The sequence below is a fragment of the Brucella sp. LJL56 genome (assembly GCF_054871705.1).
Window position 1 is genome coordinate 173,308 of sequence record NZ_JBTXLQ010000009.1, and the last position, 23,975, is coordinate 197,282.

Consider the following 23,975-nt stretch of genomic DNA (forward strand, 5'->3'; position numbering starts at 1 on the left):
AACAGGCTGTCACTGTTCTGAAATATATAAAATCCATGGCTATCCATCAATGTATCGCATGCCGGGTATTGATGACCCGGATAAGTTCGGCAACGGCCTTGTAGAATTCCGGTGCGATCATCTGGTCGACATTGACCTGCTTATAGAGCGCTCGGGCCAACGGAACGTCCTCGAAGATCGGGATGGAATGCTGCGCGGCAATCTCTCTTATCTTGAGCGCGATGAGATCCTGTCCCTTTGCCACGACTATTGGGGCGGCATCCTGATCGGGCTTATAACGCAGTGCTACGGAAAAATGAGTCGGATTTGCGACGATCAGCGTTGCTGTCGGAACGGTGTTGATCATCCGGCGACGGGCCCGGTCGCGACCAAGTGAACGCAGGCGCGATTTGACCAGCGGGTCACCTTCCGACTGCTTCAGCTCGTCCTTGACCTCCTGTCGCGTCATGCGCAGTTCCTGCCGCCAGTGAATGCGCGACCAGGCAAGGTCGAAACCCGCAATGGCCGTGATTGCGAGAACATTGGCAACGAGCAGACGCACCATGTTCTCGCGCAGGAATTCCGGCAAGGTGCTGGGATCTGAAGCGACCGCATCGGTGAAAAGACTGTTACCGTTGAAGAAAACGACAAAAACGATGACGCTTGCAGCCAGAAACTTTGCCAGCGATTTGAGAAATTCCACCTGACCGGCGCGTCCGAAAATGCGCTGCCAGCCTTTGAGCGGGGATATGCGCGATGCTTGCGGGCGGATGCGTTCGCCGACGAAACGCGGTGCGTTCTGGAATGCGGAGGCCGCAATACCGGCAAGCGGGATGATGATGAATACAGGCACGAGGGCTGCGCCGACCGCCAGCGCCAGCACGCCGAACAGACGGCTTGCATCTTCCGCGCTGTTGAGGAGCCAGTCCTCGGGGCGGTCGATCAGCTCACGCAGGAAGACGGCAAGTTTCGTGGTGGCAGGCCCTGCGACAAAGACCGCGATAATCAGAAAGGAAGCGATACCGGCGAGGATCGGCGTTTCGCGGGAGAAGGGCATATTGCCCTTGTCCAAGGCGTCGCGAATCTTCTGCTCGGTGGCTTCTTCTGTTTTGCTTTCCTTGTCAGCATCATCTGCCATGGGTCACACAGGGATTAGGCAGCGGTTTCGCCAGCGTCGAGGGTGATGATACCGCGCTCGGAAAGATCGATGGCGATACGGGCTATCGTGCGGCGCGCATCGGCAATGTTCTGCGCGGTTATGTTGCCCTGCTCGGCGCCAAGCTCGGTTTCCACCATGCGGCGGCCACGGGTCGAGAGCGACGAGAGAACAAGTTCCTGAAGTCTTGCATCGGCTCCGCGCAACGCGGTGGCGATCTGTTCCGTCTGCACTTCATCGAAGAGCAGCAGGCGCGCGCGCTGCGACAGGCGCTCGATGTCTTCAAAGGTAAAGAGCTTGGCCTTGATGCGGTTGAGGTCGTCGCGGTTGAGATCCTCGAGGCTCGCCATCAGTTCTTCCATCTCGTTTCTGTCGAGCTGGTTGAAGATATTGGCGATCTGGCCGTGATGAGCCTTGACCGGTCCGGCGTCGCCGCGACCGAGAAGGTCGCGCCGCAGCACGTCTTCGAGAAGTTCGGCGGCTGCCGGTGCCACATTGCCGATATGAAGCGAGCGCTGCACGACGGCATTGCGAAGTTGTGGCGGCAGGACGACGAACAGGCGGGCTGCAAGATCAGAAGGCAGCTTCGACACGATATAGGCGATGATCTGCGGATGCTGGTCCGTCAGATAGGCCTGCAGGCTTTCCACCGGCAGGCGTCCAAGCTGCACCCAGACCGATTCCTGAACGAGCTGTGGCTGGACGCGGTCTTCCAGAACTGCATCGACTTCTTCCTGCGGCAGAGCCTCCCGCAACAGGCCTTCAAAGCGCTGGGCAGCTTCCGAAACCGGCGCGCCTTCGGCAAAGGAGTCCTCGAACTGCTTGACGAGCTGTTCGAAATCGAGCGGAGAAATCGGCTCCAGCGTGCGAGCATGACCGGCAAGTTTGCGCAGGTCCTCGGCATTGAAGTGCTTCAGAAGACGCGAGGCGGCGGGGCGTCCGATGGCAACAAGGATCGCCGCCGCTTTTTGAGAGCCGGTCAACGTATCGATAAGCCCGGTGGAGCCGTCTTCAGCCAGGGCTTGCTGCTCGTTTTCGGTCGAAGTGCCTGTCATGAGAATATCCGCAGTGCGTCTGTTACTTGCCGATGATTTCGGTGAGGCTGACACCGAAACGCGAGGAATCGTCTTCAAGAACGATAACTTCGCCGCGAGCGATGACGCGGCCATTGACCACGATATCGACCGGATCGCCGATCTGCTTGTCGAGCGTGATGACCGCGCCGCGGCCGAGCTTCATCAGATTGGCAACCGGCATGGTCGTACCGCCAAGAACAACCTGAACATCGACCGGGATGCCCATGATAAGTTCAAGATTGGGCTTGGATGGCCCCTTCTGCGCGCTGCGCGGCTTTTCTTCGCGCAGTTCCTCAATGGCTTCGTCCAGTTCCTGCTGCATGTTCTTGTCCTTGTTGTCAGCGCTCATGCCTGCCCCGCAAGTTCGACGGTAGCTTTACGAACCGCACGACGCACGAAAACCGGCAGCGCGTTCTTTTCCTTCGGGAGCGATTGTTCGGTGGCGGTCGCGGTTTTTTCTTGTGCTCGTGGCGTGCTGTCGGCAACGTTGCGCGCATGGCGGATGTCGCGGGTCAGCGCCTTGCGCAGCCGGTTCAGTTCCTCGATTGCCTCGTCCATTTCGCGGCGCACACGCTGCGTTTCGGCAAGGCGGGCTTCGAGCTTGTTGTTTTCATCCGCCAAAGCAGTGCCAAGATCGGTGCGTTCGCTTTGGATCGCCTTGACGGCGCGCTCCAAACCGTTGGAGGCGGCTGCCACGCGCAGCGCCAGCACCTTGCCAAGCTTGATCGTCTCGTTGGCCTTGCGACCAACCACGATGAGTGCAGCAAGTGAGGCAAGAGCCATCATTGTGGAAAGCACGTTAGCCAGCAACAAGCTCATCGATGAAATCCTCTTCCTGATTGACCGGGTCGCCGACCTTGACTGTGAAATGAATGCCGGATTTGCCGAGCGTGCACTTGAAAAGCTGCTGATCGCCCGCCCGCAGGCGCACCTGTTCCATGGCGTCGGCGGGCAGTTTCAGAACCTGACCGATTTCCAGCATCGACAATGCGTCCAGCGTCATCGATCCCTGCTGGATGAAAGCTTCGAGTTCGATGCGCGCACGGCTGACTTCCTGCCGCATCTTCTTCGCCCAGGTCGGATCGGCCTGATCCATCGGGCGGCGCAGAAAGGCTGCGACTGCATCCTGCATCGGCTTGTGTGTGCTGCGCGGCAGAAGCAGATGAACCTGGCCGGTTTTGCCGGCGGCAGTAACATCGATGCGGCAGGCGAAAAGGCGCGAGCGCTCGAAATTCTCACGGTCGAATTCGGCTGTGTCGGTGCATTCACCGGCTGCGAAAAGCGCCTGTCCGTTTCCGGCAAAGACCTGATCAAGCGAACCGGCGAGATGACCGGTAAGAAGAGCGGAAATCTTCTGTTCCAGCATGCCGAAAGGCCGGTCCTCATCGACAGAACCGACATTGCCCATATTACCTTGTGCGCCATACATGGCTTCGATCACTGAGAAAACGAGCGTCGCATCGGCAGTGAGATAAAGTGTGCTGCCCCAACGCTCGGCCTTCAGAGGTGCGATGATCACGGCCTTGTCGAGAATATCGGCAAAGGCGGCATCGTCGGTGCTTTCCACCTGGCCTGCCTCAACGTCGAATGCGGCAGCGCAGCCATGTTTCAACCGGTCGCAGAAATGTGTCGAGGCATCCTTGAACACATGGGCAAGCGATTTCAGGTCGTCGCCCGAAAGACCCGCTGCCCGCAGCAGGTTCTCGGCCAGAACATCATTTTTGCGGTTTTGCCCCAATGTAGTCATCTTACGCCGCCTGCTGGGTCGGCGCGCTTGCCATGGTTTCCTGCTCGACCACATCGATGGTCGGGCGATCATAGGCGGAGATGGTCTTGCGCCCATACTCAACGGCAATCTGCGGCAGGGAACCGTTCATATAGGCGAGAAGCGTCTGCTTCACGACGATGTAGAGACGATTGTTCTTTTCGCGGGTCGATTTGATCTTGGCTGCGATCGGGCCGACCACGCCATAAGAGAAGAAGATACCGGCAAAGGTGCCGACAAGGGCAGCGCCGATCAGATGGCCCAGCACTTCCGGCGACTGGTCCAGCGCGCCCATGGCCTTGATGACGCCGAGAACGGCGGCCACGATACCGAGCGCAGGCAGGGCTTCGGAAATACTGACCATTGCTTGGTAGGGCTTGAGCTTGTCGCGGGCGATGGTGTGGATTTCCTCGTCCATCAGCGCTTCGATTTCGTGCGAGCGCACATTGCCGACGATGATGAGACGGCAATAGTCGCAGATGAAATGGGTGAGGTCCTCTTTCTTCAAGACGCTCGGATATGCCTGAAAGATCGACGATTCCTTCGGATTGTCGATGTGCACTTCCACTTCGTTGCGCGACTTTGCGCGCAGTTCACGCATCAGGCTGTAGAGCAGGCCCAGAATGTCCAGATAGTCACGCTGCTTTGGAACCGCATTGCTGAATGCTTCCATGCAGGCGCGGCCGGTGTCTTTCACGAGCGAAAAAGGGTTGGCGATGAAGAAGGTCCCGAGTGCCGCACCCAGAATGATGACGAACTCCCAGGGCTGGATAAGCACGCTGACATGCCCGCCCATGGCGATAAAGCCGCCCAGCATACAGCCCAGTGTGATGACAAGACCGACAATAATGCCCAAAGCTCGAGACTCCCGTACATTCTCTTTGTCGGGAACCTAAGTGCTGCGGCTTGCGCGAACCTTGTCTTGGTCAAGCCAGCTTCGGACAAGCTTGACCTTTCATAAAGAGCGTAAATATCAGCAAGGGGTCATGCGCATGGTCGATACGATGACGAGCTATCGCCTGATCGCGTCGGATATGGCGCGGTCGTTGCAGCGTGTTTCGAAGGAACCGATGGTGGAGCGGGAAACCGCCTATTACAAGGAGAATATCGGCAATGTGAAATCGCTTGACGATTTCATGGCTGACACCCGCCTTTTTAATTATGCGATGAAGGCATTCGGTCTGGAAGACATGGCCTATGCCAAGGCGTTCATTCGCAAGATCCTGACCGAGGGCGTCTCGGACAAGGATTCGATGGCGAACCAGTTGACCGACAAGCGTTACAAGGAGTTTGCGACGGTCTTCGATTTCACGGGCAAGGGCGCGGAGACGACGCAAGACGTCGTGGCGCAACAGGGAACCGTGGACAAATATCTGCGTCAGACGCTGGAGCAGGAAGCGGGCGACCAGAATGACGGCGTCCGGCTGGCGCTCTATTTCGAGCGCAAGGCATCGACACTGACCAATGCCTATGAAATTCTCGGCGACAAGGCGCTCCTGTCGATGGTGCAGACGACCTTTGGCTGGCCTTCCACCATGTCCAATGCCGATATCGACAAACAGGCGAAGCTGATCTCCGAGAAGATCGATTTCACCAGAATGTCCGATCCCGAATATGTGTCGAAGTTCATTTCGCGCTTTACCGCCATGTATGAAATAAATAACCCAACGGCGAGTAGCCCGGCGTCGATTGCATCCCTGCTTCTGGGCGGAACCTCGTCTGTCGGCATTTCGATGGATATTCTGAGCACCTTGCAGAACTTCAAGCCGGGCGGACGCTAGATAATGCAAAGCAATTCAATCTATGTCGGGCTTTCGTCGCTCATCACGCTGGAACGGCGGATGGATGCCATTGCCCATAATGTCGCCAATGTTTCCACGGTCGGTTTTCGGGGCGAAGGCACCAAGTTCGACACCATCGTTTCGAACAAGGCCAGCGACGATGTCAGTTTCGCCACGGCGGGCAAGAGCTTCATCCGCACCGAAGCAGGCCCGATGATCAAGACCGACAATCCGCTGGATGTTGCGGTCAAGGGCGATGTCTGGATGTCGATCTCCACGCCGCAGGGACAGATTTACACGCGTGACGGGCGCATGAACATGCTGCCGACGGGCGATCTCGTTTCCATCACCGGCCATCCGGTTCTCGATGTCGGCGGCGCGCCCATCGTACTCAATCCGGGTGGTGGTGCGCCGAAGATTTCGAGCGACGGCGCGATCTATCAGAACGGTGCGCAGGTCGGCTCCATCGGCCTCTTCACGATTCCCGCCGATGCCGACCTGACCTATGCAGGTACGTCCGGTGTGATCCCGAACAAGCCCGCCCAACCGGTGGTCGATGACAACAGCGTTGGCGTCGTGCAGGGCATGATCGAAGGATCGAATGTCGATGCCATGACGGAGATGACCCGCCTCATCAGCGTGAGTCGCGCCTTCGAACAGGTCAATAATCTGTTGTCGCAGCAGGAAAGCACGGTTTCTGAAGCCATCAAGACTCTGGGCTCCAGAAACGGATGACGCCTGATCTGCCGCTCTCTCGTCTGGCCGCTTTTGCCCGTCAGCAATCGGTGGCACCAAAGCCACTGACCGGCATTGGCGGAACGGTGAGCGACGTGTCGCGCTCGGCCATTGCCGTGCGCGGGCTTTCGCGTGATGCGCGTTTGGGCGATGCGGTGGCAATCCATGCACAAGGCGGTCAGAGTCTTGCCGAGATCATCCGGGTTGCGGATACGCAAGTGCTCGTCAAACCGTTCGATGACCGCATCATTCCATCGCTCGGTGCTGCGGTGTTCGAGGAAGGGCTGCTCAGCATCCGTCCGGCACCGGAATGGCGGGGACGTGTCGTCAATGCACTTGGCGATGCGGTTGACGGAAAGGGCGCGTTGCAGCCCGGTACCCGGCCGATGGCATCCGAGAATCTGGCGCCCGCAGCCCTGCGTCGCGGGCGTGTCGACAGGGGCTTGCGCACCGGCGTCAATGTCATCGATATTTTCACGCCGCTTTGTTTCGGCCAGCGTATTGGCATCTTTGCGGGCTCTGGCGTCGGCAAGTCGACGCTGCTTGCCATGATGACGCGCGCGGCGGATTTCGACACGGTGGTGCTGGCCTTGACCGGCGAGCGCGGACGCGAAGTGCGCGAGATGCTGGAAGAAACCATGGCGGGCCATCTCGACAAGACCATAACCGTGGTGGCGACGGGCGATGAAAGCCCGATGATGCGCCGTCTTGCTCCCAATACGGCGACGGCCATTGCCGAATATTTCCGCGACCTTGGCCAGAATGTGCTGCTGATCGTCGATTCCGTCACGCGCTTTGCCCATGCGGCGCGCGAAGTGGCGATTGCCGCCGAGGAACCGCCGGTTTCACGCGGCTATCCGCCGAGCGTCTTCAGCCAGCTACCCCGCCTTCTGGAGCGGGCCGGTCCCGGTATCACAGAGGCCGGCGGCAGCATCACCGGCATCTATTCGGTGCTGGTCGATGGCGACGATCACAATGATCCGGTTTCCGACACGATCCGCGGTACGCTGGACGGCCACATCGTGCTTGATCGCGCAATTGCGGCGCAAGGGCGCTTTCCGGCGGTCGATATTCCGGGTTCGGTTTCGCGTCTGGCAAAGCACAACTGGACACCGGAGCAGCGCAAGCTGGTCAACCAGCTACGTGGCATGGTCGCCCGTTTCGAGGAAACCCGCGACCTGCGCGCCATCGGGGCGTATCAGAGAGGCCATGACGGCCTTCTGGATCAGGCGGTCGATCTCGTGCCGCGCATTTACGACGCCTTGCAGCAATCGCCGGAAACCGGCCTATCGGACGATCCTTATAACGACCTTGCCGCGGCACTGCGCGGCGACAGACAGGCGCAACACGCATGATGACGGGCTTTCGCAAGACAAAGGAAGAGAAACTCCTTGCAGACCTGACGGCGGAGGTCGAGGCCGCTGCACGACAGGAAGGCATGAAGAAACCGCAGAGCAAGGTGGACCGCTATCTGAAGATCGCGGCCATCACGCTCGCCGCCGGAAGCGCGATGCTGCCTTTCGTCACCTATCTTCAGCGTGTCGATCTGGGCTCGCCCGAGAAGGCCGAACGCAAGATCATCGATCCGCTGGACCGTTCGGAGCAGAAAACGGTGCGCCGTTTCCCATCATTCCGGCCGTCCGAACAGGCCGCGCCGGATGCGGATGTAGACAATACGATGACGGGCTCCGTCATGTCGAACGGCAAGGGTCTTCCGGGAACCGGCATGGGCAATGGCGGCGACGGAAGCGGGGAAGGGCAGGCTTTCCCGAAGCCGGTTTTCGCACTGCGTGAGGTTGTCGGCGGCATGGCGATGATCGAGGATACATCAGGCTACTGGTTTGTCGAAAAAGGTTCGCTGCTGCCGGATGGCAGTCACCTTGTTTCAATCGGTCGTGGTGCAGGTACATGGCAGCTCACGACATCGTCCGGCGATGTGATTGAGATGCGGAAATAGGGGAGTAGGGCAGTAAGGGAATAGGGGAGTATGTTTGCCCCGCGCAATCAGCGCTCTTTCTCACGCAACGACATATCGTTCTTAGAAAACATATTCCCTTACCCCCCTATTCCCCTACTCCCTTATTCTGCGCAAGCTTGACGCAAGTTCCGGCCTTTAAGTTAACCAACTGTAAAGGCGGGATACTCAATGAGCTCCATTCATCTTTTCGATCTGGCTGCAAGGCAGGCACAGTGGTTGTCGGTTCGACAGGCCACCGTTGCGGGCAATGTCGCCAATGCGAACACGCCGGATTTCCGGGCTCGGGACGTGCAGCCCTTCGCGGATGTGCTGGACAAGACGCAGCTCACCATGGCTGCCACCAGCCCCCTGCATCTGGAAGCCGAGGCGGACGGGATCGCCGGTGCGCGCCTGCGCCCGGATGACATCACCGAGCAGACCCATTCCGGCAATACGGTCGATGTCGAACAGGAAATGATGAAGGCTGGTGAAATCGCCCGCGAATATTCGCTCAACACAAGCATCGTCAAGGCGTTTCATCGCATGATGCTTTCGGTCGCGAAGGGGTAATTATGTCTTCCGATGCCTTGCAAAGCACATTGAAGATCGCAGCGTCGGGCCTTTCGGCCCAATCGACGCGTCTGCGCATCGTTTCCGAGAATATCGCCAATGCGCAGTCCACCGCCAAGACTGCCGACGCCGATCCCTATCGCCGCAAGACGGTTTCCTTCCGTACCGAGCTGGAACAGGGCACCGGTGCAGCCGAAGTCCGCATTGCCGAAGTCGGCAAGGACACATCGGCCTTTATCGAACAATACGAGCCGAGCCATCCCGCAGCGGATGAGCGCGGCTATGTCCGCTATCCAAACGTCAACATGGTCGTCGAAATGGCGGACATGCGTGAAGCCAACCGTTCTTATGAAGCCAATTTGCAGGTCGTGAGACAAGCCCGTGAGCTGATCTCCATGACGATCGATCTCCTGAGGAGCACATAATGTACGACTCGATCATGAGCATTTCGGCGCGCAATGCCCTGTCGCGCCTGTCGGAAACCGTTGCCGAAACGGGTGTGGGTTCCGCTTCCGCGCCGCAGGCTGTTCCGGCCGCTCCCGGTGCCTCGTTCGGCGAAGTTCTGTCACAGATGACGGATTCCGTCGGCCAGAGGCTGCAGGCGGCGGAGGCAACCTCCATTCAGGGCATCAAGGGCGATGCGCCGGTGCGCGATGTGGTCGGCTCCGTCATGGAAGCCGAACAGTCGCTCCAGACGGCCATCGCGATCCGTGACAAGATCGTGCAGGCCTATCTCGAAATCAGCCGTATGCCAATCTGATTTACGGCAACTAAGGATACGCCATGAAAGCCCTGACGATTGCCGCCACCGGCATGAACGCCCAGCAGCTCAATCTGGAAGTGATTGCCAACAACATAGCCAATATCAACACAACGGGCTTCAAGCGCGCGCGTGCTGAATTCTCCGATCTGCTTTATCAATCCGAGCGGACGGCAGGCGTGCCCAATCAGGCGAACCAGTCGATCGTGCCGGAAGGTGCATTGGTTGGTCTCGGCGTGCAGACGGCGGCGGTGCGAAACCTCCACATGCAGGGCAGTTTCAACCAGACCGGCAATCCATTCGATCTGGCTTTGACGGGCAAGGGCTGGTTTCAGATTCAAAGCCCGACCGGCGAAACGCTTTATGCACGCGCCGGCGCGTTCAACAAGAACGCTGATGGCCAGCTCGTGACACTCGACGGCAATCCGGTCGAACCGGCGATCACCATTCCGCCGGACGCTGTTGAAGTGACTGTCACCGATACGGGACAGGTTTTCGCGAAGCTGCAGGATCAGGTCAATCAGGTCGACCTCGGCCAGCTAACTCTTGCAAATTTTACCAATGAAGCTGGTCTGGAGCCGCTCGGCGGCAATCTCTACCGCGAGACGGAAGCTTCCGGCGGTCCGCTGGTCGGCGTTCCGGGTGATCCGGGCTACGGTTCGATCAAGCAAGGCTATCTCGAAGCGTCGAATGTCGATCCGGTGAAGGAAATCACCGATCTCATCACGGCGCAGCGCGCCTATGAAATGAATTCCAAGGTTATCCAGGCTGCCGACGAGATGGCGGCAACCGTGTCCAAGAACTTGCGCTGACGGTGATGGCGATGGGCTGTGTGAAGGCGATCTTTCAAAAGAAAAGGCTGGCTCTTGCCGGTGGCTTCCTGCTTGCCGCAATGGCTGGCGCCGGTGCGGCGGACCGCATCGCTTTTGTCGTGCCTTCGGCTACCGTCTATCCCGGCCAGATCGTGAGCGATACGGCGCTGCTGGAAAAGCAGTTCTTCATCAATGCGCCAGCGGCGAACCAATATGTGCTGTCCGCAGATCAGGCGGCAGGCAAGGTGGCACGCAAGACGCTGCTCCCCGGCAAGCCGATCCTCGTTTCCGCATTGGGCGAGCCGTCTCTGGTCACGCGCGGGGTTCCGGCACCGCTGGTCTTTACCGCCGGTACGCTGACCATAACCGCCATGGGCACGCCGCTTGAATCCGGGGCGGCTGGCGATTTCATCAAGGTTCGTAACGTCGACAGCGGCATCATCGTGTCCGGCACGGTGCTGGCCAATGGTCGCATTCAGGTGGGGATGCAGTGAAAAAAACATGCGCTGCCCTGATAGCCGCTTTGGCAATTATTCTCCAGCCCGTCGCGGGCTTTGCGGATGAATCGTCGAAGAATGCGCGGGAATTCGGTTCCGCAGTGGATGCCGATGCCGATTGGCTTGGCTCCGGCGGTGATCCGTCGAAAATGTCCTATGCGGAGCTTGGCCGGGGCAGCGCGGTTGCGCGGCTGAAGGATATCGCCACCATTCAGGGTGTGCGTGAAAACCAGCTAGTCGGTTACGGTCTTGTCATCGGCCTCAAGGGTACCGGCGACAGCCTGCGCAATTCACCGTTCACAGAACAATCCATGCGCGCCATGCTGGATAATCTCGGCATCAGCGCGCCGCGCAACTCCACCCGTTCGAAGAATACGGCGGCGGTCATCGTGACGGCCAACCTGCCCGCCTTTGCCGGTGCCGGTTCGCGCATCGATGTGACGGTGTCCTCGCTTGGCGATGCCACATCGCTGCAGGGCGGTACGCTGGTCATGACCCAGCTCATGGGTGCGGACAACCAGATTTATGCCGTTGCGCAAGGCAACATGATTGTGTCCGGCTTTTCAGCCGAAGGTGAAGCCGCAACCGTGACGCAGGGCGTGCCGACTTCCGGTCGCATCCCCAATGGTGCGCTGGTCGAGCGTGAAGTGGCGGGTAATTTCGGCAAGGAAAGCGAAATGATCGTCGAGTTGCGCGATCCCGATTTCACGACTGCCGTGCGCGCCGCCGATACGATTAATATCTTCGCCAAGCGCCGTTACGGTCGCGGTGTTGCCATTGCGCGCGATGCCAAGACGATCCGCCTGTCACGCCCGAAGAATGTGCCTGCCGCCCGCTTCCTCGCAGAGCTTGAAGGCTTGCCGATCACGACCGACGAAGTGGCGCGGGTGGTGGTCGATGAGCGCACCGGAACCGTCGTCATCGGCGAGAAGGTCCGCATTTCCAAAGTGGCGATCAGCCATGGCAGTCTGACGGTTCGTGTGACGGAAACGCCGATGGTTGTTCAGCCGGAGCCATTCAGCGACGGTGTAACGGCTTTCGAACCGAACACCGATATCGCCGTCAACCAGCAAAATTCCAAAATCGGCATTCTGACAGGCGCAAATCTTGAAAACCTGGTGAAGGGCCTGAATCAGATCGGCGTGAAGCCGACCGGCATCATCGCAATATTGCAGGCCATCAAGACATCCGGCGCCCTTCACGCGGAACTGGTGGTGCAATGACCATGGCTCATAGAATGATCCGGTATGGTTCGGCAGTGGCGCTGTTTCTGGCGGCCTCTGCCCCGGCTTTTGCGCAGCAGGCGCCGACGCCTGCTCCAGCGCCGGTTGAAGCGTCGGCGGCGCAGCAGCTTGCCTCTTCGCCGCCGCTTGGCAACCTCGATGAGATCCGCAAGTTCTGCGGCAACATCGATGATCAGGCGGCAGACGCCCGTTATGCGTTGCAGGCCAAGCAGTTGACCGAACTGAAGGCCGATGTCGAGGAGCGGATGCGCGCGCTTGAGGAAAAGCGCCGGGAATATGAAATGTGGCTGAAGCGCCGTGACGAGTTCGTCAGTAAGGCACAGGATTCGCTCGTCGACATTATCTCGAAAATGAAGCCGGATGCCGCGGCCGCGCAAATGGCGCTGATCGGCGACGAAGCGGCAGCGGCGCTCATCCTCAAGCTCAATCCGCGTGTATCCAGCATTATCCTCAATGAAATGCCTCCGGAAAAGGCGGCAAAGCTGGCGCGCGTCATCGTCGGTTCGCAGCGCACGACGACCGCGCCGCAGGCTGTGAAGGATCAGCGCGCCGCGGCGCAGTCCGGGAATACGGTTCAATGAAAAACAGCATGAACAAAGCGACCCTTGCAGCAGCGACACTCATTCTTCTGGCCGGTTGTGCCACCAAGCCGGAGGAAATCGGTCGGGCACCCGACCTGTCACCGGTCGCGGCTCATCTCGGTATGCAGAACAATCCGCAGTTCAACGGCTATCCGGCGCGTCCGAGCAAGGCGTCCTATTCGCTCTGGGATCAGCGTTCGACCAATTTCTTCAAGGACCCGCGTGCGGCCACGCCGGGCGATGTCCTGACGGTTATCATTTCTATCAACGACCGCGCCAACCTCGATAACAAGACGGACCGCGAGCGTGTGTCGAAAGGCATTTACGGTGCGGGTGGTTCGTTCGCGACGAGCAGCAGCACGGGTGCTGGCGCTGGCGGCGATATGGACGCTTCGGTCAATACCCATTCCGACAGCAAATCGAAGGGCAAGGGCACCATCGAGCGCAGCGAAGATATCCGCCTGCAGGTCGCGGCCATCGTCACCGATACGCTGCCTAACGGAAACATGATCATCCGTGGATCGCAGGAAGTACGCGTCAATAACGAGCTGCGTGTGCTCAATGTCGCTGGTGTCGTGCGTCCGCGCGATATTTCCGGCAACAACACGATTTCCTACGACAAGATCGCCGAAGCCCGCATTTCCTATGGCGGGCGCGGACGACTGAGCGAGATTCAGCAGCCGCCTTACGGCCAGCAGATTCTCGATCAGGTTTCTCCTTTCTAGGTTGGCTGGCATGAGCGACACGACGGCAACGGAAAAGGACGGCAAGGCGAAAGGCTCCCTGACGGGGTTGCTTACGGCCGTCGCGGTCCTGACCATCATCGCTGGCGGCGGCGGCTGGTATCTGGGCGGTTTGATTTCCGCCGATCAGCTCGTATCGGCCAAGCCTTCCGGCAAGGAAGACAAGCCCAAACGCGGCGATTTCGAATCGCGCGCCATCGGCACTGTCGTGCCCTTGCAGCCGATTATCACCAATCTCGGCATCCCGCAGAATACATGGGTGCGTCTCGAAGCTTCGCTGGTGGCAAAGCCGGGGCATGAAATTCCGGCGGCGATGGCGGCAAGTGTCGGCGACGATTTCCTGAGCTTCCTGCGCAGCGTCAACCTCATGCAATTGCAAGGCGCCGCCGGGCTTGCCTATCTGCGTTCCGATCTCGAAGAACGTGCGCGCCTGCGTTCGGAAGGTGCGGTTGATCGTATCTTCATCTCGGCGCTGGTAGTGGAATGAAGAAAATTCTCGGCCTTGGCGTCGTCCTGACGTTCGCTCTCACTCTCTCCGCCCAGGCGCAACAGGCGCTGACGCTCGACAACCTGCTGCCTGCGGGAAGCGGTGCTGCGAGCGGCCAGATCGTGCAATTGTTCGGGCTTCTGACGGTGCTGTCCATTGCGCCGGGCCTGCTCATCATGGTGACGAGCTTCACGCGCTTCGCCATCGCGTTTTCGCTGCTGCGTTCGGGCCTTGGTCTCCAGACCGCGCCGGCCAGCATGGTGATGATTTCTCTTGCCCTGTTCATGACATTCTACGTCATGGCACCCGCTTTCGACCGGGCCTGGAACAATGGCGTGCAGCCCTTGATGCGCAATGAAATCACGCAGCAGGCAGCTTTCACCGAAATATCGCAGCCTTTCCGTGAATTCATGATGGGACAGGTGCGCGACAAGGACCTGCGGCTCTTTGAAGATCTCGCCGATCCGTCTTTCCGTACCGGCGATGATGGCATTGTTGATTTCCGCGTGCTGGTTCCCGCCTTCATGATTTCGGAACTGCGGCGCGGTTTTGAAATCGGCTTCCTGATCGTGCTGCCATTTCTGGTGATCGATCTCGTCGTCGCGACGCTCACCATGTCCATGGGCATGATGATGCTGCCGCCGACAGTGATCTCGCTGCCGTTCAAGATTCTGTTCTTCGTGCTGATCGACGGCTGGAATATTCTGGTCGGAAGCCTCATACGCTCCTTCTCCTGACCCATTTTGGTACGCTTCGGATCGCGCAAGCCAGAATTCTGAGTGAGAATTTGCGAATCTGTTAAATTTCGACCGAATAAATTAGCCTTTATTTAATGTTTGGGCTCTAACTGTCGGCTCATGGTGGGTTCCGCGCGTAACGCGGTAACAGGCATGATGCCGCTCCACCATGCCGGTAATTTCAAATCCGGCCTGTCCCTCAGATTGTTTTTCCCAAGGGGCAAAATACCATGGCAAGTCTTCTTACCAACGCTTCTGCGATGACTGCACTGCAGACCCTGTCGCAGACCAACAAGAATCTCGCAACCACCCAGAACCGTATTGCCACCGGCGAACGCGTTTCGACCGCAGCCGACAACGCAGCTTACTGGTCGATTGCAACCAGCATGCGCGGCCAGAGCGCCACGCTCAGCGCCGCTCAGGACACGCTCGGCGTTGGCAAAGCCGTTGTCGATACGGCTGTTACCGGTCTGGAAGAAGCGATCAAGCTTGGCACGCAGATTCAGGCGAAGCTGGCAACCCTCGGCACGCCGGGCGTTGACGACGCTATCGTCAATGCTGACGTTGCACAGCTCTCCGCACAGATCGTCGATATCGCGAAGTCGGCTTCGTTCGAAGGCATCAACCTGCTGAAGTCGGGCGGCACGGACGTGACCATCACCACCGGCTATACCTCGGTGGCTGGCGGCGGTACGGCTGCCCTGAACACGCTCGACGTCTCCGCATACGATCTTGAAGCCGACTATACCACGGCTCCGACCGATGCGATGGCAGCCGAAGCTCTGGTCGTCAAGATGCGCGATGCCGCTGCAACCCTCGGTGCTGCTGCAACCCGTATCGACTCGCAGTCGTCGTTCAACAGCAAGCTGATCGATGCTATCGACCGCGGCATTGGCCAGCTCGTCGATGCCGACATGAATGCTGAATCGGCTCGCCTTTCGGCTCTCCAGACCCAGCAGCAGCTCGGCGTTCAGGCGCTTTCGATTGCCAATTCGAGCACGCAGGTCATCCTGTCGCTGTTCCGCGGCTAATCTGAGTAAACAGCAAGGGCGCCGGGTTGCCGGCGCTCGCGAGTTCTCAGGTAAATCAGGGGTTCGCATCCGAACCGACCTGATCGGATCGGATGTCTTTGGGCGGAAAACGGGGCGCGGGATTTATTCCGCGCCCCAATTCTTTGCGCTCATTTCCAGTTTCCGGAAGCACTTGCTTCATCAGCCGCCACTTTCGCGCAAGCTTCGCGGGCTAGTTTGCATCCATCATTATGGCGGTGGTGTGGATGCAGCAGAATTTCCAGCAATTGATCGAACAGCTCAAGGCTACGCTCGGCAAGCTCGGCGCGCGAAAACTCATCGCGCTCGGACTGGTGGGCGCGGCACTCATGGGCGCGATCCTTTATACGAGCATCTATCTGAGCCGCCCTTCCTACGAGACGCTCTATGTGGGCCTTTCGCGCGACGACGTGAACCGCATGGGCCTTGCGCTCGGTGAAGCTGGCATTCCTTTCGATGTGAAAGCCGACGGCTCGTCCATCCTCGTACCCATCGGCAAGGCTGAAAATGCCCGCATGTATCTGGCCGAAAAGGGCCTGCCGACCTCGAACAATGCCGGTTATGAGCTGTTCGACAATATGGGGTCGCTCGGCCTCACCTCGTTCATGCAGGAAATCACCCGTGTGCGCGCGCTCGAAGGCGAAATCGCCCGCACCATCCAGGCCATTCGTGGTGTGAAAGCCGCGCGTGTCCACATCGTTCTGGCGGAAAAGGGTTCTTTCCGTCGTGGCGATCAGAAGCCCTCAGCCTCGGTCGTCATCCGCGCCGAAGGCAGTTTTTCTGCTGAATCCGCCCAATCCATCCGACAGTTGGTCGCCGCCGCCGTTCCATCGCTCGATGCTTCCGCCGTTACCGTTCTCGACACCAACGGTCGTCTGCTGGCATCGGCTGGCGAAGCTGCCAATGGCGCAGCGCTCATGACCGCCTCGCTGGAACAACAGGTTGCTGGCAATGTGGATGACAGCATCCGCAAGGCGCTGGCGCCTTATCTCGGCATGGGACATTTCCAAACCAGCGTTCAGGCCGTGCTCGATACGGACCGCCGCCAGATCAACGAGACGACCTACGATCCTGAATCCCGCGTCGAGCGTTCGGTGCGTGTTGTCCGTGAAAGCGGCGATTCCCGCAACAATCGCAACGACAATGCAACCGGCGTGGAACAGAACATCCCGCAGGAGGAAATCCAGAACCGGAACGGTGAAAGTTCGACAGAAAAGACTGATCGCCGCGAGGAACTGACCAATTACGAAATGAACAGCAAGACGGTTTCCACCGTCAGCGACGGCTATGCCGTCAAGCGGCTGTCCATTGCCGTGGTCATCGATCAGGCGCGGCTTCTGGAAACTGCGGGAACGACGCCACCGCCTGCCAATTTCGTCGATCAGCAGATCACCAAGATTCGCGACCTCGTCGCAACCGCTGCCGGTCTCAATGCGGATCGCGGCGACGTCATCAACGTGACGGCGGTGAACTTCCTCGATCCTGCCGGTGCCGATATGGAACCGGTCTCCACGCCATGGACCGATACGGTGCTTCGCCAGAGCGGCTCCTATGTCAATGCGCTCGCCATTCTTGCCGCCGTCGGTCTCCTGATCTGGTTCGGTCTGCGCCCGCTGCTGCGTGACCAGAATGCCAAGCCTGCAGGCACGGAAGTGGCTGTCCGCGAGACCAGTGAAGTGGCAATGCCGAATTTCGTCGGTGGCGAAGCGGCAGGTGACGGCGTGCAGGCCGTCATTGGCGGACCCGAGGCCTATGCCGACCAGATGAAGACGAGTCTCAGCGATCTTCGCCAGCGCATGCGCATGCCCGCAAAGCTGCGTCTGGAGCAGATGATCGACATGGATGAGGAGCGCGTTGCCGCCGTTCTCAAGCAGTGGATCCACGAAACCGCCGCCAGCCGCGAGGCGCAGCCGGTAAAGGCTTCGGTCATGCCGGAGCGTGAGGCGGCCTGACGATGAGCGCGCTTTCCCTCAGCCGTTATCTTCCCGATTTTTCGACCCATCATATCGAGGATGAGGCGGTCGAGATCATTGCTGCTCCGGCGCCGCAGAAGCCGCTGAAACAAACGTCCGTTGCGCAAACAGGCAGTGATGCACCGAAACGTCCTGCCACGGCCGAAAAAGCTGCCGCTGTCGAGCAGGCGGAAGTCGCTGCTGCTATCGCAGTCGAGGAAGAAAAGCGGGTGGCTTTTGAAGCAGGGCGTGAGGATGGCCACAGGGAGGCTCAAGCGCTTTACGATGCCGAGAGGGCACGGCTTGTCCGCGAGCACGAGACCGAGATCGAAACGTTGCGCGCTACCTTCTCGCGCGAGCAGGCCCTGTTGCTGGCAGGCAGCCTGACCGACGCGTTGACCGCACTTGAACGAAATTTCTCCGCCCAGATCGCCGAAATCCTGATGCCTTTGCTGGCGGAAAAAATGGAGCGTGAGGCAGTTGCGGAATTCGCACGGCGCATTGCGGCGCTGGCGCTCGATGGCGAATCACCGGAAATCTCAGGCCCGGCGCGATTGATTGCGCCGCTGCGCGATCATGCCGCCCTGCTTCCATCAGGTTGCCGGTTTTCAGAAACCGGGGCGGACGAACTTTCCTTTTCCTTTGGCGACCGGATGCTTGAAACGCGCATCGCGCCGCTTCTTGAAGAACTGAAGGCTGCGGTTCAATGAACATCGATCCCGAAACCAAACGTGAGATCATCATTGTTCGCCGCGGCGGGCACGACGACCATGACAGCCATCATGGTGGTGTGTGGAAGATTGCTTATGCCGACTTCATGACCGCGATGATGGCCTTCTTTCTCGTCATGTGGCTCATCAATGCCGCCAATGAGGAGACCAAGGCAGCGGTTGCAAGCTATTTCAATCCCGTCAAACTGATGGACCGGCATTCAAGCCCCAAGGGCGTGCAGGACGTTGAGGAAAAAGACGGCAAGGTTCGCTATGAAAGCGACCAGCAGATCGAAAACAGCACCAAGGTCATCAACGATACGACGGTTGCGCCGGTGAGCGATCAGGAAGAGCGGCAGCTTTTCCGCGAACCTTATGCCGTGCTGTCGGAACTGGCGCATGAAACCGGCGTTCTGCAGAACCAGTCTGCCAAGGGCGATGGCGGCACGTCGCAATCCGGTCCCGCAACGGGTGCTGATGGCGGCGACGCATATCGCGATCCGTTTAGCCCGGATTACTGGTCGAGCAAGGCTGTCGAAGATCTGACCCCACCGGATGCCGCGCCTGCCGCACCGTCCAAGCCGGAAGCAACCCAGCCGAAGCCGGAGAAGGCCGAAAAGACTGCTGAAACGCAAGCGCAGTTGATTGCTGACTTGAAAAAGGCGGCTGAAGGCGAAACTACGAAAGAGAGCGCGCAGGCGAAAAAGGCCGAGCCAATGCCCGATGTAACGGTGGTTCCGGTCGATGGTGGGGTGATGATCCAGCTCACCGACAAGATCGATTACGGCATGTTCACCATCGGCTCGGCCAAGCCGGATGCCCGCGTGGTGCAGATGCTGGAGCGTATCGCGCAGGTGATTTCCCGTCAGCCGGGCGAAGTCATCATCAGCGGGCATACGGATGCACGTCCGTTCAAGAGCGCGACCTATGACAACTGGCGTCTGTCCTCGGCACGCGCGCAAATGGCTTATTACATGCTGGTTCGCGGCGGGCTGGATGAAAAGCGCGTGCTGCGTGTGGAGGGCTATGCTGACCGCCAGCCGAAGAACACCAACGATCCGAATGCGGCTGAGAACCGTCGCATCGATATTTTCCTGAAGTCTGCTCCATGATGCAGTCCGGGAGGCGGCTCGCCATGCGTTCCCTGTTGGCATGTGTTGCAGGCTTCTCTCTGATGGGAGCGGCTTATCCAGCCATTGCGCAAACGCAGGCATTGGCCGAGACCCGTACGCTGCCCGTTCTGGAACCCTACAAGCTCGTGCGTTCGCTGCGCATGTTGCAGGATCAGGTCGTTGCCGGAAAGCCGGAAGCGGTGGTGATGCTGAACAAGCTTCTGGGCTTCGTCAGCGCGGATATGGGCCGAGCGTCGAATGACGTCTGGAGCAATCCGGAAAATGTCTATGCGGCGATCATCTATCTCTTCAATGGCGGCAATCCTGAAGCAGTACGCAAGGTCCTAGCCGACCTCAAGACGGATGCCGTACCGCCGGAACTGGTCAAGGGCGCGCTGGCCTATGCTTCCGGCCAGACGATTGAAGTGGTGAAGCTCTTCTCGGTTCCGCTGTCATCGGATGTTCCGGCGGAACTGAAGGCATCGATTGTCCTTGTAACGGCCAGCCAGATGACTGCTTTCGATCCCGCGACGGCCTTGATGCGGCTAGATCAGGTGCGGCTTGAAGCGCCGGGTACCTTATTCGAGGAAGCAGCGATCCGTCGTTCGATGCCGATTGCGGCCAAGCTTGGCGATGCCGACAAGATCAGGCTCCTGTCGCGAAACTATCTCCAGCGCTTTCCCCGTTCGCCCTATATGCGTGATTTCATGGCGCAATTTGTCGATGCTGCGGTGAAACTCAACGACCGTATCGGCAATGCGGAACTGGCAAAACTGATCGGCTCGGCTGATCCGGTGATGCAATATTCGCTTTATCTGCAGATTGCGCGCGGCGCGCTTGTCGATGGTCAGACGGAGCGGGCGCGGTTCATGTCGGCGGAGGCGAAAAAGCTTGCCGACAGACTGAAAGCCGACCCCACCCGCGCCAATCTTTATGCGGCCGCAAGCGATGTGGCTTCGGATTCGGCGGGTAGCGCGCTGCGCGAACTGTCGCAGATTTCACCCGACAAATTGCAGGAGCGGGACCGGAAATTGCTAAAGGCCGCCGAAGCTGTCGGCACGGTCGTCACCCGTACTCCAGGCGCATTGCCGCCTGCAAAATCGACCCTCACCGAACGGGATGTGCCGTCGATGGCAGTTGCGGATTCGCAGGAACATCAGGTGGAAAAGCCGGTACCAAACGCCGTGCCGGGTCCAATGGCTGTCAGCCTGAAGCCGGTCAGGAACCAGCCGGAAGACGATTTGCAAAAAACGATGGAAGATGCGCGGCGCAAGCTTGCCGAGATCGATGCCTTGCTAGGAAAGACCGTTCAATGAGCATTGATATTTTGCTGAATTCCACCAGCCGACTTGCCTCGCTTGCCCGCAACTCCGGTCCTTCCCAGGCAAAAGCCGACGGTGAGGGACAGGATAGTGCCGACCCGGCAAAACTGTTCAGTTCTCTCCTCGAAAAGCCACAGGGCAAGGTCGAGAAGAAGGGTGAAAGTGAAGCCGACGTCAGCTCGGATGAGGCAGATGCGAAGGAAGAGGAAGCGGCGAAACCGACCGTTGCATTCGCTTTGCCACAAAATCTCCTTTCTTTGGCCGCTTCGTCGCCTGATTTGAAAGGGGTAAATCACAATTTTGCCACAGCAAATATTGCGAAAAACGACACAAATGCCTCCGATCCGCTTTCTGCCTTAATTAAGGAACCCGACCCGAAGCAGTTGGGCGAACAGGGTGCCGAGCAGCACACTGATCAAAGCAGGCACGCGTCCGAAACCGCGTCTTCGAAGACCGCCGCAACGCCATCGGCCAGCGGCAAAGCGGATCAGGCGATCAATCCGGATACAGCAAAAGCGACCGGTGACAGTCAGGCCGAAGGCGCTGGAGACGATTTCTCCAGCCTTCCGAAAACGGACAAGGGGCAGGCGCAGCAACAGTCGGGCCACCAGGTGCCCGACAGAACCGATATCCAGCAGCAACCGGCCGCAAAGGGCAACGGTCCGGGGGACATCAAGGCAACGACCACACCATCACAGGCGGCAGCCCGGATTGCCGATATTCAGGTGGTTTCCGAGCGCAGTTTCGGCACGATCAAGACGTTGCAGATCCGCCTCGATCCGGTGGAACTTGGCGCGGTGACGGCACGCATTCGCGTGGGGTCGGGAGGTGTCGAGGTGCATCTCGTCGCTGAAAAGACCCATGGGGCGGAAGCGCTCGCTGCCGACCGCTCGATGATCGAGAAAGCCCTGAAGGCGGCAGGTATTGCAGACGATGCGAAAATTTCGGTGACCGTCGCCGACCGCAACGCGGCGGGTGCCGTGCAGCAGGCGCAGGCATCGCAGAATGCGGGCCAGCAACAGGCCAGTGGCCAGCAACCGGGTCAGCAGCAAGCTTTCAACATGCAGCAGGGCTTCGACGGGCGAAACGGCGCTGAGGCACAGGCGGGTTTTATGGGCGGCGAGGGCAGGCAGAATGGCGAATCCGGTCAGGCAGGACGCGAGCGCTCGGACATGCAAATCAGTCAGGAAAGCGGGAACGGCATTTCTCGCAATGATGGTCGCAACCGCGGTCTGGTTGTCTGATAGCGGGCCAGCCCGCGCCGAGAATGTCTGCGAGCGCGAAATGCACCGGGCATCAGCCCGCTATGACGTTCCGCTCGGTATCCTCTATGCGGTAGGCCTGACGGAAACGGGCCGCAAGAATTCCCTGCAACCCTATGCGATGAACATCGAGGGGCGTGCGGAATTCATGCCATCGCAGATGGCGGCGGTAAGGCGTTTCGATGAGGTCCGGGCCGAAGGTGCGAAACTGATCGATCTCGGCTGCATGCAGATCAATTACTATTATCACAGCAAGGAATTTCCGTCGGTCGCGGCGATGCTGATGCCAAGCCTCAATGTCGATTATGCGGCGCGTTTTCTGCGTCAGCTTCGACAGCGCGAAGGCAACTGGACGATGGCGGTCGCGCGCTATCACGCGGGCCCGAATAACGACCCTGCCCAGAAGCGTTATGTCTGTCGCGTGATGACGAATATGGTCGCCACCGGCTTCGGAAATTGGACGCCGCAGGCGCGAAGCTTCTGCTTCGGCTGAAATGGAATCCTGTAAAATTTTTGGGTTGTAACAGACCGTCGGGTGCACCCATCTGGTGGGTGTTCAACTACTGGTTGGTGCTCTTGCTGGTGGTTAATTTAGCGAGCGGATTTTTAAGCCCTTGTAAAGAATCGTAAAATTTCGTGAGCCGTTAACGTCTGGTTAAGGTTCCTACCGCTAAAGAGGTAGGCGTATTGCAATCAATGCGATTCCCATTAAATTAGAATACACTAAATTACCTCCCAATATATTGCGGGCAATTATTTGCCATTGCTGCGGATTCCTCCTGCCAGTTATTTCTATCGTGCTTGGGCTAACATATTGATTCGGAAGGCGGGCCGATGATTGTTGTCGTAGACGACAGAGATATAGTGACTGAAGGATACTCTTCCTGGTTCGGTCGCGAAGGCATCACGACAACGGGTTTCACCCCTACCGATTTCGATGAATGGGTGGACAGCGTTCCGCAACAGGACATCATGGCTATCGAAGCTTTCCTGATCGGCGAATGTGCGGATCAGCATCGCCTTCCGGCCCGAATTCGTGAACGCTGCAAGGCGCCCGTGATCGCCGTCAATGATCGTCCCTCGCTTGAGCATACGCTGGAGCTTTTTCAATCCGGGGTTGATGATGTTGTTCGCAAGCCGGTGCATGTGCGCGAAATTCTTGCGCGCATCAATGCGATCCGCCGCCGTGCAGGCGCGTCCGCAGCTTCCACCGACAGTGGCACTGAGCTTGGCCCGATCCGTGTTTTCTCCGATGGCCGTGATCCGCAGGTCAACGGCACTGATTTTCCGCTGCCGCGCCGCGAGCGCCGCATCCTGGAATATTTGATTGCCAATCGCGGTCGCCGCCTGAACAAGGCGCAGATCTTCAGCGCAATCTACGGTATCTTCGATAGCGAAGTAGAAGAAAACGTCGTTGAAAGCCACATCAGCAAGCTGCGCAAGAAATTGCGCGAGCAACTGGGTTTCGATCCCATCGATTCCAAGCGTTTCCTCGGCTACTGCATCAACATCGAGTGATATTGCTGCATCGCCTGCATTTCCCAGTATCGCGATTTCGACTGCTATCCCTTGTTCCAAAATCGCGTCGGTCCCCTCAGTAAAAGCGTAAAAAGTCCCGAGGCTACAGTTTCACGCAAGCGTGGTCCATTAGCTTCATCGTGGATGACTGGATCGGTGCGCCGGTTCAA

At 58.8% G+C, this 23,975-nt stretch carries 27 protein-coding genes and 1 pseudogene; 22 read left to right on the forward strand and 6 right to left on the reverse strand.

Going from position 1 to position 23,975, the window contains the following annotated elements; translation table 11 throughout:
* Positions 1–46 precede the first annotated feature (46 nt).
* The 6 genes from flhB to motA are packed head-to-tail and all read right to left on the reverse strand — an operon-like array spanning position 47 to position 4,832.
* Entirely contained in the window at positions 47–1,117 is a 1,071-nt protein-coding gene (gene flhB / locus ACYSN1_RS20155) for a flagellar biosynthesis protein FlhB (protein ID WP_461727298.1), read from the reverse strand.
* 14 nt (positions 1,118–1,131) lie between these two features.
* The gene (locus tag ACYSN1_RS20160; RefSeq protein ID WP_461727299.1) at positions 1,132–2,190 is read right to left on the reverse strand and encodes a flagellar motor switch protein FliG; all 1,059 of its coding nucleotides are present in this window, start codon (positions 2,188–2,190) and stop codon (positions 1,132–1,134) included.
* A 22-nt stretch (positions 2,191–2,212) separates the two neighbouring features.
* The gene (gene fliN, locus ACYSN1_RS20165; RefSeq protein WP_461727300.1) at positions 2,213–2,560 is read right to left on the reverse strand and encodes a flagellar motor switch protein FliN; all 348 of its coding nucleotides are present in this window, start codon (positions 2,558–2,560) and stop codon (positions 2,213–2,215) included.
* A complete protein-coding gene (locus ACYSN1_RS20170) occupies positions 2,557–3,030 on the reverse strand; it encodes a BAB2_0123 family type IV secretion system effector (protein WP_461727301.1) in 474 nt (157 codons plus the stop codon). Before ACYSN1_RS20170 ends, fliN begins: the two co-directional genes overlap by 4 nt.
* Positions 3,011–3,958, reverse strand: a complete 948-nt coding sequence (locus ACYSN1_RS20175; RefSeq protein ID WP_461727302.1) for a FliM/FliN family flagellar motor switch protein — start codon at positions 3,956–3,958, stop codon at positions 3,011–3,013. Before ACYSN1_RS20175 ends, ACYSN1_RS20170 begins: the two co-directional genes overlap by 20 nt.
* A gap of 1 nt (position 3,959) precedes the next feature.
* Positions 3,960–4,832, reverse strand: a complete 873-nt coding sequence (gene motA / locus ACYSN1_RS20180) for a flagellar motor stator protein MotA (RefSeq protein WP_140021826.1) — start codon at positions 4,830–4,832, stop codon at positions 3,960–3,962.
* Positions 4,833–4,968: 136 nt separating this feature from the next.
* On the opposite strand from motA, the gene ACYSN1_RS20185 reads away from it, so the two are divergent.
* The 22 genes and pseudogenes from ACYSN1_RS20185 (at position 4,969) to ftcR (ending at position 23,805) form a co-directional block, all read left to right on the forward strand.
* Positions 4,969–5,757, forward strand: coding sequence for a DUF1217 domain-containing protein (locus tag ACYSN1_RS20185; RefSeq protein ID WP_461727303.1), 789 nt, complete (start codon positions 4,969–4,971; stop codon positions 5,755–5,757).
* A gap of 3 nt (positions 5,758–5,760) precedes the next feature.
* Positions 5,761–6,492: a flagellar basal-body rod protein FlgF gene (flgF, locus tag ACYSN1_RS20190; RefSeq protein ID WP_461727304.1), complete on the forward strand. Its 732-nt coding sequence runs from the start codon at positions 5,761–5,763 to the stop codon at positions 6,490–6,492.
* Complete coding sequence (gene fliI, locus ACYSN1_RS20195; RefSeq protein WP_461727305.1) at positions 6,489–7,847, forward strand: flagellar protein export ATPase FliI; 1,359 nt, start codon at positions 6,489–6,491, stop codon at positions 7,845–7,847. Before flgF ends, fliI begins: the two co-directional genes overlap by 4 nt.
* Positions 7,844–8,449: a hypothetical protein gene (locus ACYSN1_RS20200; protein ID WP_140021829.1), complete on the forward strand. Its 606-nt coding sequence runs from the start codon at positions 7,844–7,846 to the stop codon at positions 8,447–8,449. Before fliI ends, ACYSN1_RS20200 begins: the two co-directional genes overlap by 4 nt.
* Before the next feature lie 189 nt (positions 8,450–8,638).
* Complete coding sequence (gene flgB / locus ACYSN1_RS20205) at positions 8,639–9,019, forward strand: flagellar basal body rod protein FlgB (protein WP_061347652.1); 381 nt, start codon at positions 8,639–8,641, stop codon at positions 9,017–9,019.
* 2 nt (positions 9,020–9,021) lie between these two features.
* Complete coding sequence (gene flgC, locus ACYSN1_RS20210; protein WP_109988831.1) at positions 9,022–9,444, forward strand: flagellar basal body rod protein FlgC; 423 nt, start codon at positions 9,022–9,024, stop codon at positions 9,442–9,444.
* Positions 9,444–9,779: a flagellar hook-basal body complex protein FliE gene (locus tag ACYSN1_RS20215; RefSeq protein ID WP_461727306.1), complete on the forward strand. Its 336-nt coding sequence runs from the start codon at positions 9,444–9,446 to the stop codon at positions 9,777–9,779. Before flgC ends, ACYSN1_RS20215 begins: the two co-directional genes overlap by 1 nt.
* Before the next feature lie 23 nt (positions 9,780–9,802).
* Positions 9,803–10,591, forward strand: coding sequence for a flagellar basal-body rod protein FlgG (gene flgG / locus ACYSN1_RS20220; RefSeq protein ID WP_012093514.1), 789 nt, complete (start codon positions 9,803–9,805; stop codon positions 10,589–10,591).
* Between the two features lie 11 nt (positions 10,592–10,602).
* Positions 10,603–11,085, forward strand: coding sequence for a flagellar basal body P-ring formation chaperone FlgA (gene flgA / locus ACYSN1_RS20225; RefSeq protein WP_061347704.1), 483 nt, complete (start codon positions 10,603–10,605; stop codon positions 11,083–11,085).
* The gene (locus tag ACYSN1_RS20230; RefSeq protein ID WP_461727307.1) at positions 11,082–12,311 is read left to right on the forward strand and encodes a flagellar basal body P-ring protein FlgI; all 1,230 of its coding nucleotides are present in this window, start codon (positions 11,082–11,084) and stop codon (positions 12,309–12,311) included. Before flgA ends, ACYSN1_RS20230 begins: the two co-directional genes overlap by 4 nt.
* Positions 12,308–12,913, forward strand: coding sequence for a MotE family protein (locus ACYSN1_RS20235; RefSeq protein ID WP_461727308.1), 606 nt, complete (start codon positions 12,308–12,310; stop codon positions 12,911–12,913). The genes ACYSN1_RS20230 and ACYSN1_RS20235 overlap by 4 nt, the downstream gene beginning before the upstream one ends.
* Positions 12,910–13,638, forward strand: a complete 729-nt coding sequence (flgH, locus tag ACYSN1_RS20240) for a flagellar basal body L-ring protein FlgH (protein WP_461727309.1) — start codon at positions 12,910–12,912, stop codon at positions 13,636–13,638. The genes ACYSN1_RS20235 and flgH overlap by 4 nt, the downstream gene beginning before the upstream one ends.
* Positions 13,639–13,648: 10 nt before the next feature.
* On the forward strand, positions 13,649–14,143 hold the full coding sequence (locus tag ACYSN1_RS20245) for a flagellar basal body-associated FliL family protein (protein ID WP_461727310.1): 495 nt from the start codon (positions 13,649–13,651) through the stop codon (positions 14,141–14,143).
* Positions 14,140–14,880: a flagellar type III secretion system pore protein FliP gene (fliP, locus tag ACYSN1_RS20250; RefSeq protein ID WP_461727311.1), complete on the forward strand. Its 741-nt coding sequence runs from the start codon at positions 14,140–14,142 to the stop codon at positions 14,878–14,880. The genes ACYSN1_RS20245 and fliP overlap by 4 nt, the downstream gene beginning before the upstream one ends.
* A 230-nt stretch (positions 14,881–15,110) precedes the next feature.
* Positions 15,111–15,911 carry a flagellin N-terminal helical domain-containing protein gene (locus ACYSN1_RS20255; RefSeq protein ID WP_461727312.1) on the forward strand — a complete coding sequence of 267 codons (801 nt, stop codon included), beginning with the start codon at positions 15,111–15,113 and terminating at the stop codon, positions 15,909–15,911.
* 230 nt (positions 15,912–16,141) lie between these two features.
* A complete protein-coding gene (fliF, locus tag ACYSN1_RS20260; protein ID WP_461727313.1) occupies positions 16,142–17,881 on the forward strand; it encodes a flagellar basal-body MS-ring/collar protein FliF in 1,740 nt (579 codons plus the stop codon).
* 2 nt (positions 17,882–17,883) lie between these two features.
* Positions 17,884–18,591: a hypothetical protein gene (locus ACYSN1_RS20265; RefSeq protein WP_461727314.1), complete on the forward strand. Its 708-nt coding sequence runs from the start codon at positions 17,884–17,886 to the stop codon at positions 18,589–18,591.
* Entirely contained in the window at positions 18,588–19,703 is a 1,116-nt protein-coding gene (locus ACYSN1_RS20270) for a flagellar motor protein MotB (RefSeq protein WP_461727315.1), read from the forward strand. Before ACYSN1_RS20265 ends, ACYSN1_RS20270 begins: the two co-directional genes overlap by 4 nt.
* Before the next feature lie 62 nt (positions 19,704–19,765).
* Positions 19,766–20,956 (forward strand): annotated as a pseudogene (locus tag ACYSN1_RS20275) (chemotaxis protein); the annotation flags it as partial.
* 59 nt (positions 20,957–21,015) lie between these two features.
* A complete protein-coding gene (gene fliK, locus ACYSN1_RS20280) occupies positions 21,016–22,269 on the forward strand; it encodes a flagellar hook-length control protein FliK (protein WP_461727316.1) in 1,254 nt (417 codons plus the stop codon).
* A complete protein-coding gene (locus tag ACYSN1_RS20285) occupies positions 22,238–22,780 on the forward strand; it encodes a transglycosylase SLT domain-containing protein (protein WP_461727317.1) in 543 nt (180 codons plus the stop codon). Before fliK ends, ACYSN1_RS20285 begins: the two co-directional genes overlap by 32 nt.
* A 341-nt stretch (positions 22,781–23,121) precedes the next feature.
* Positions 23,122–23,805: a flagellar transcriptional regulator FtcR gene (ftcR, locus tag ACYSN1_RS20290; protein ID WP_461727318.1), complete on the forward strand. Its 684-nt coding sequence runs from the start codon at positions 23,122–23,124 to the stop codon at positions 23,803–23,805.
* The last annotated feature ends 170 nt before the right edge of the window (positions 23,806–23,975 follow it).

What these genes read in the sequence shown, in the direction of transcription:
- flgH (WP_461727309.1), top strand. Translation starts at nt 12,910, where the DNA reads ATGAAAAACAGCATGAACAAAGCGACCCTTGCAGCAGCGACACTCATT.
- fliN (WP_461727300.1), bottom strand. Translation starts at nt 2,560, where the DNA reads ATGAGCGCTGACAACAAGGACAAGAACATGCAGCAGGAACTGGACGAA.
- ACYSN1_RS20235 (WP_461727308.1), top strand. Translation starts at nt 12,308, where the DNA reads ATGACCATGGCTCATAGAATGATCCGGTATGGTTCGGCAGTGGCGCTG.
- fliF (WP_461727313.1), top strand. Translation starts at nt 16,142, where the DNA reads ATGGCGGTGGTGTGGATGCAGCAGAATTTCCAGCAATTGATCGAACAG.
- ACYSN1_RS20270 (WP_461727315.1), top strand. Translation starts at nt 18,588, where the DNA reads ATGAACATCGATCCCGAAACCAAACGTGAGATCATCATTGTTCGCCGC.
- ACYSN1_RS20265 (WP_461727314.1), top strand. Translation starts at nt 17,884, where the DNA reads ATGAGCGCGCTTTCCCTCAGCCGTTATCTTCCCGATTTTTCGACCCAT.
- fliP (WP_461727311.1), top strand. Translation starts at nt 14,140, where the DNA reads ATGAAGAAAATTCTCGGCCTTGGCGTCGTCCTGACGTTCGCTCTCACT.
- ACYSN1_RS20175 (WP_461727302.1), bottom strand. Translation starts at nt 3,958, where the DNA reads ATGACTACATTGGGGCAAAACCGCAAAAATGATGTTCTGGCCGAGAAC.
- flgB (WP_061347652.1), top strand. Translation starts at nt 8,639, where the DNA reads ATGAGCTCCATTCATCTTTTCGATCTGGCTGCAAGGCAGGCACAGTGG.
- flgA (WP_061347704.1), top strand. Translation starts at nt 10,603, where the DNA reads ATGGGCTGTGTGAAGGCGATCTTTCAAAAGAAAAGGCTGGCTCTTGCC.
- ACYSN1_RS20245 (WP_461727310.1), top strand. Translation starts at nt 13,649, where the DNA reads ATGAGCGACACGACGGCAACGGAAAAGGACGGCAAGGCGAAAGGCTCC.
- ACYSN1_RS20285 (WP_461727317.1), top strand. Translation starts at nt 22,238, where the DNA reads ATGATGGTCGCAACCGCGGTCTGGTTGTCTGATAGCGGGCCAGCCCGC.
- ACYSN1_RS20170 (WP_461727301.1), bottom strand. Translation starts at nt 3,030, where the DNA reads ATGAGCTTGTTGCTGGCTAACGTGCTTTCCACAATGATGGCTCTTGCC.
- ACYSN1_RS20160 (WP_461727299.1), bottom strand. Translation starts at nt 2,190, where the DNA reads ATGACAGGCACTTCGACCGAAAACGAGCAGCAAGCCCTGGCTGAAGAC.
- flgC (WP_109988831.1), top strand. Translation starts at nt 9,022, where the DNA reads ATGTCTTCCGATGCCTTGCAAAGCACATTGAAGATCGCAGCGTCGGGC.
- ACYSN1_RS20185 (WP_461727303.1), top strand. Translation starts at nt 4,969, where the DNA reads ATGGTCGATACGATGACGAGCTATCGCCTGATCGCGTCGGATATGGCG.
- fliK (WP_461727316.1), top strand. Translation starts at nt 21,016, where the DNA reads ATGAGCATTGATATTTTGCTGAATTCCACCAGCCGACTTGCCTCGCTT.
- flgG (WP_012093514.1), top strand. Translation starts at nt 9,803, where the DNA reads ATGAAAGCCCTGACGATTGCCGCCACCGGCATGAACGCCCAGCAGCTC.
- ACYSN1_RS20255 (WP_461727312.1), top strand. Translation starts at nt 15,111, where the DNA reads ATGGCAAGTCTTCTTACCAACGCTTCTGCGATGACTGCACTGCAGACC.
- ACYSN1_RS20215 (WP_461727306.1), top strand. Translation starts at nt 9,444, where the DNA reads ATGTACGACTCGATCATGAGCATTTCGGCGCGCAATGCCCTGTCGCGC.
- ftcR (WP_461727318.1), top strand. Translation starts at nt 23,122, where the DNA reads ATGATTGTTGTCGTAGACGACAGAGATATAGTGACTGAAGGATACTCT.
- flhB (WP_461727298.1), bottom strand. Translation starts at nt 1,117, where the DNA reads ATGGCAGATGATGCTGACAAGGAAAGCAAAACAGAAGAAGCCACCGAG.
- fliI (WP_461727305.1), top strand. Translation starts at nt 6,489, where the DNA reads ATGACGCCTGATCTGCCGCTCTCTCGTCTGGCCGCTTTTGCCCGTCAG.
- ACYSN1_RS20200 (WP_140021829.1), top strand. Translation starts at nt 7,844, where the DNA reads ATGATGACGGGCTTTCGCAAGACAAAGGAAGAGAAACTCCTTGCAGAC.
- flgF (WP_461727304.1), top strand. Translation starts at nt 5,761, where the DNA reads ATGCAAAGCAATTCAATCTATGTCGGGCTTTCGTCGCTCATCACGCTG.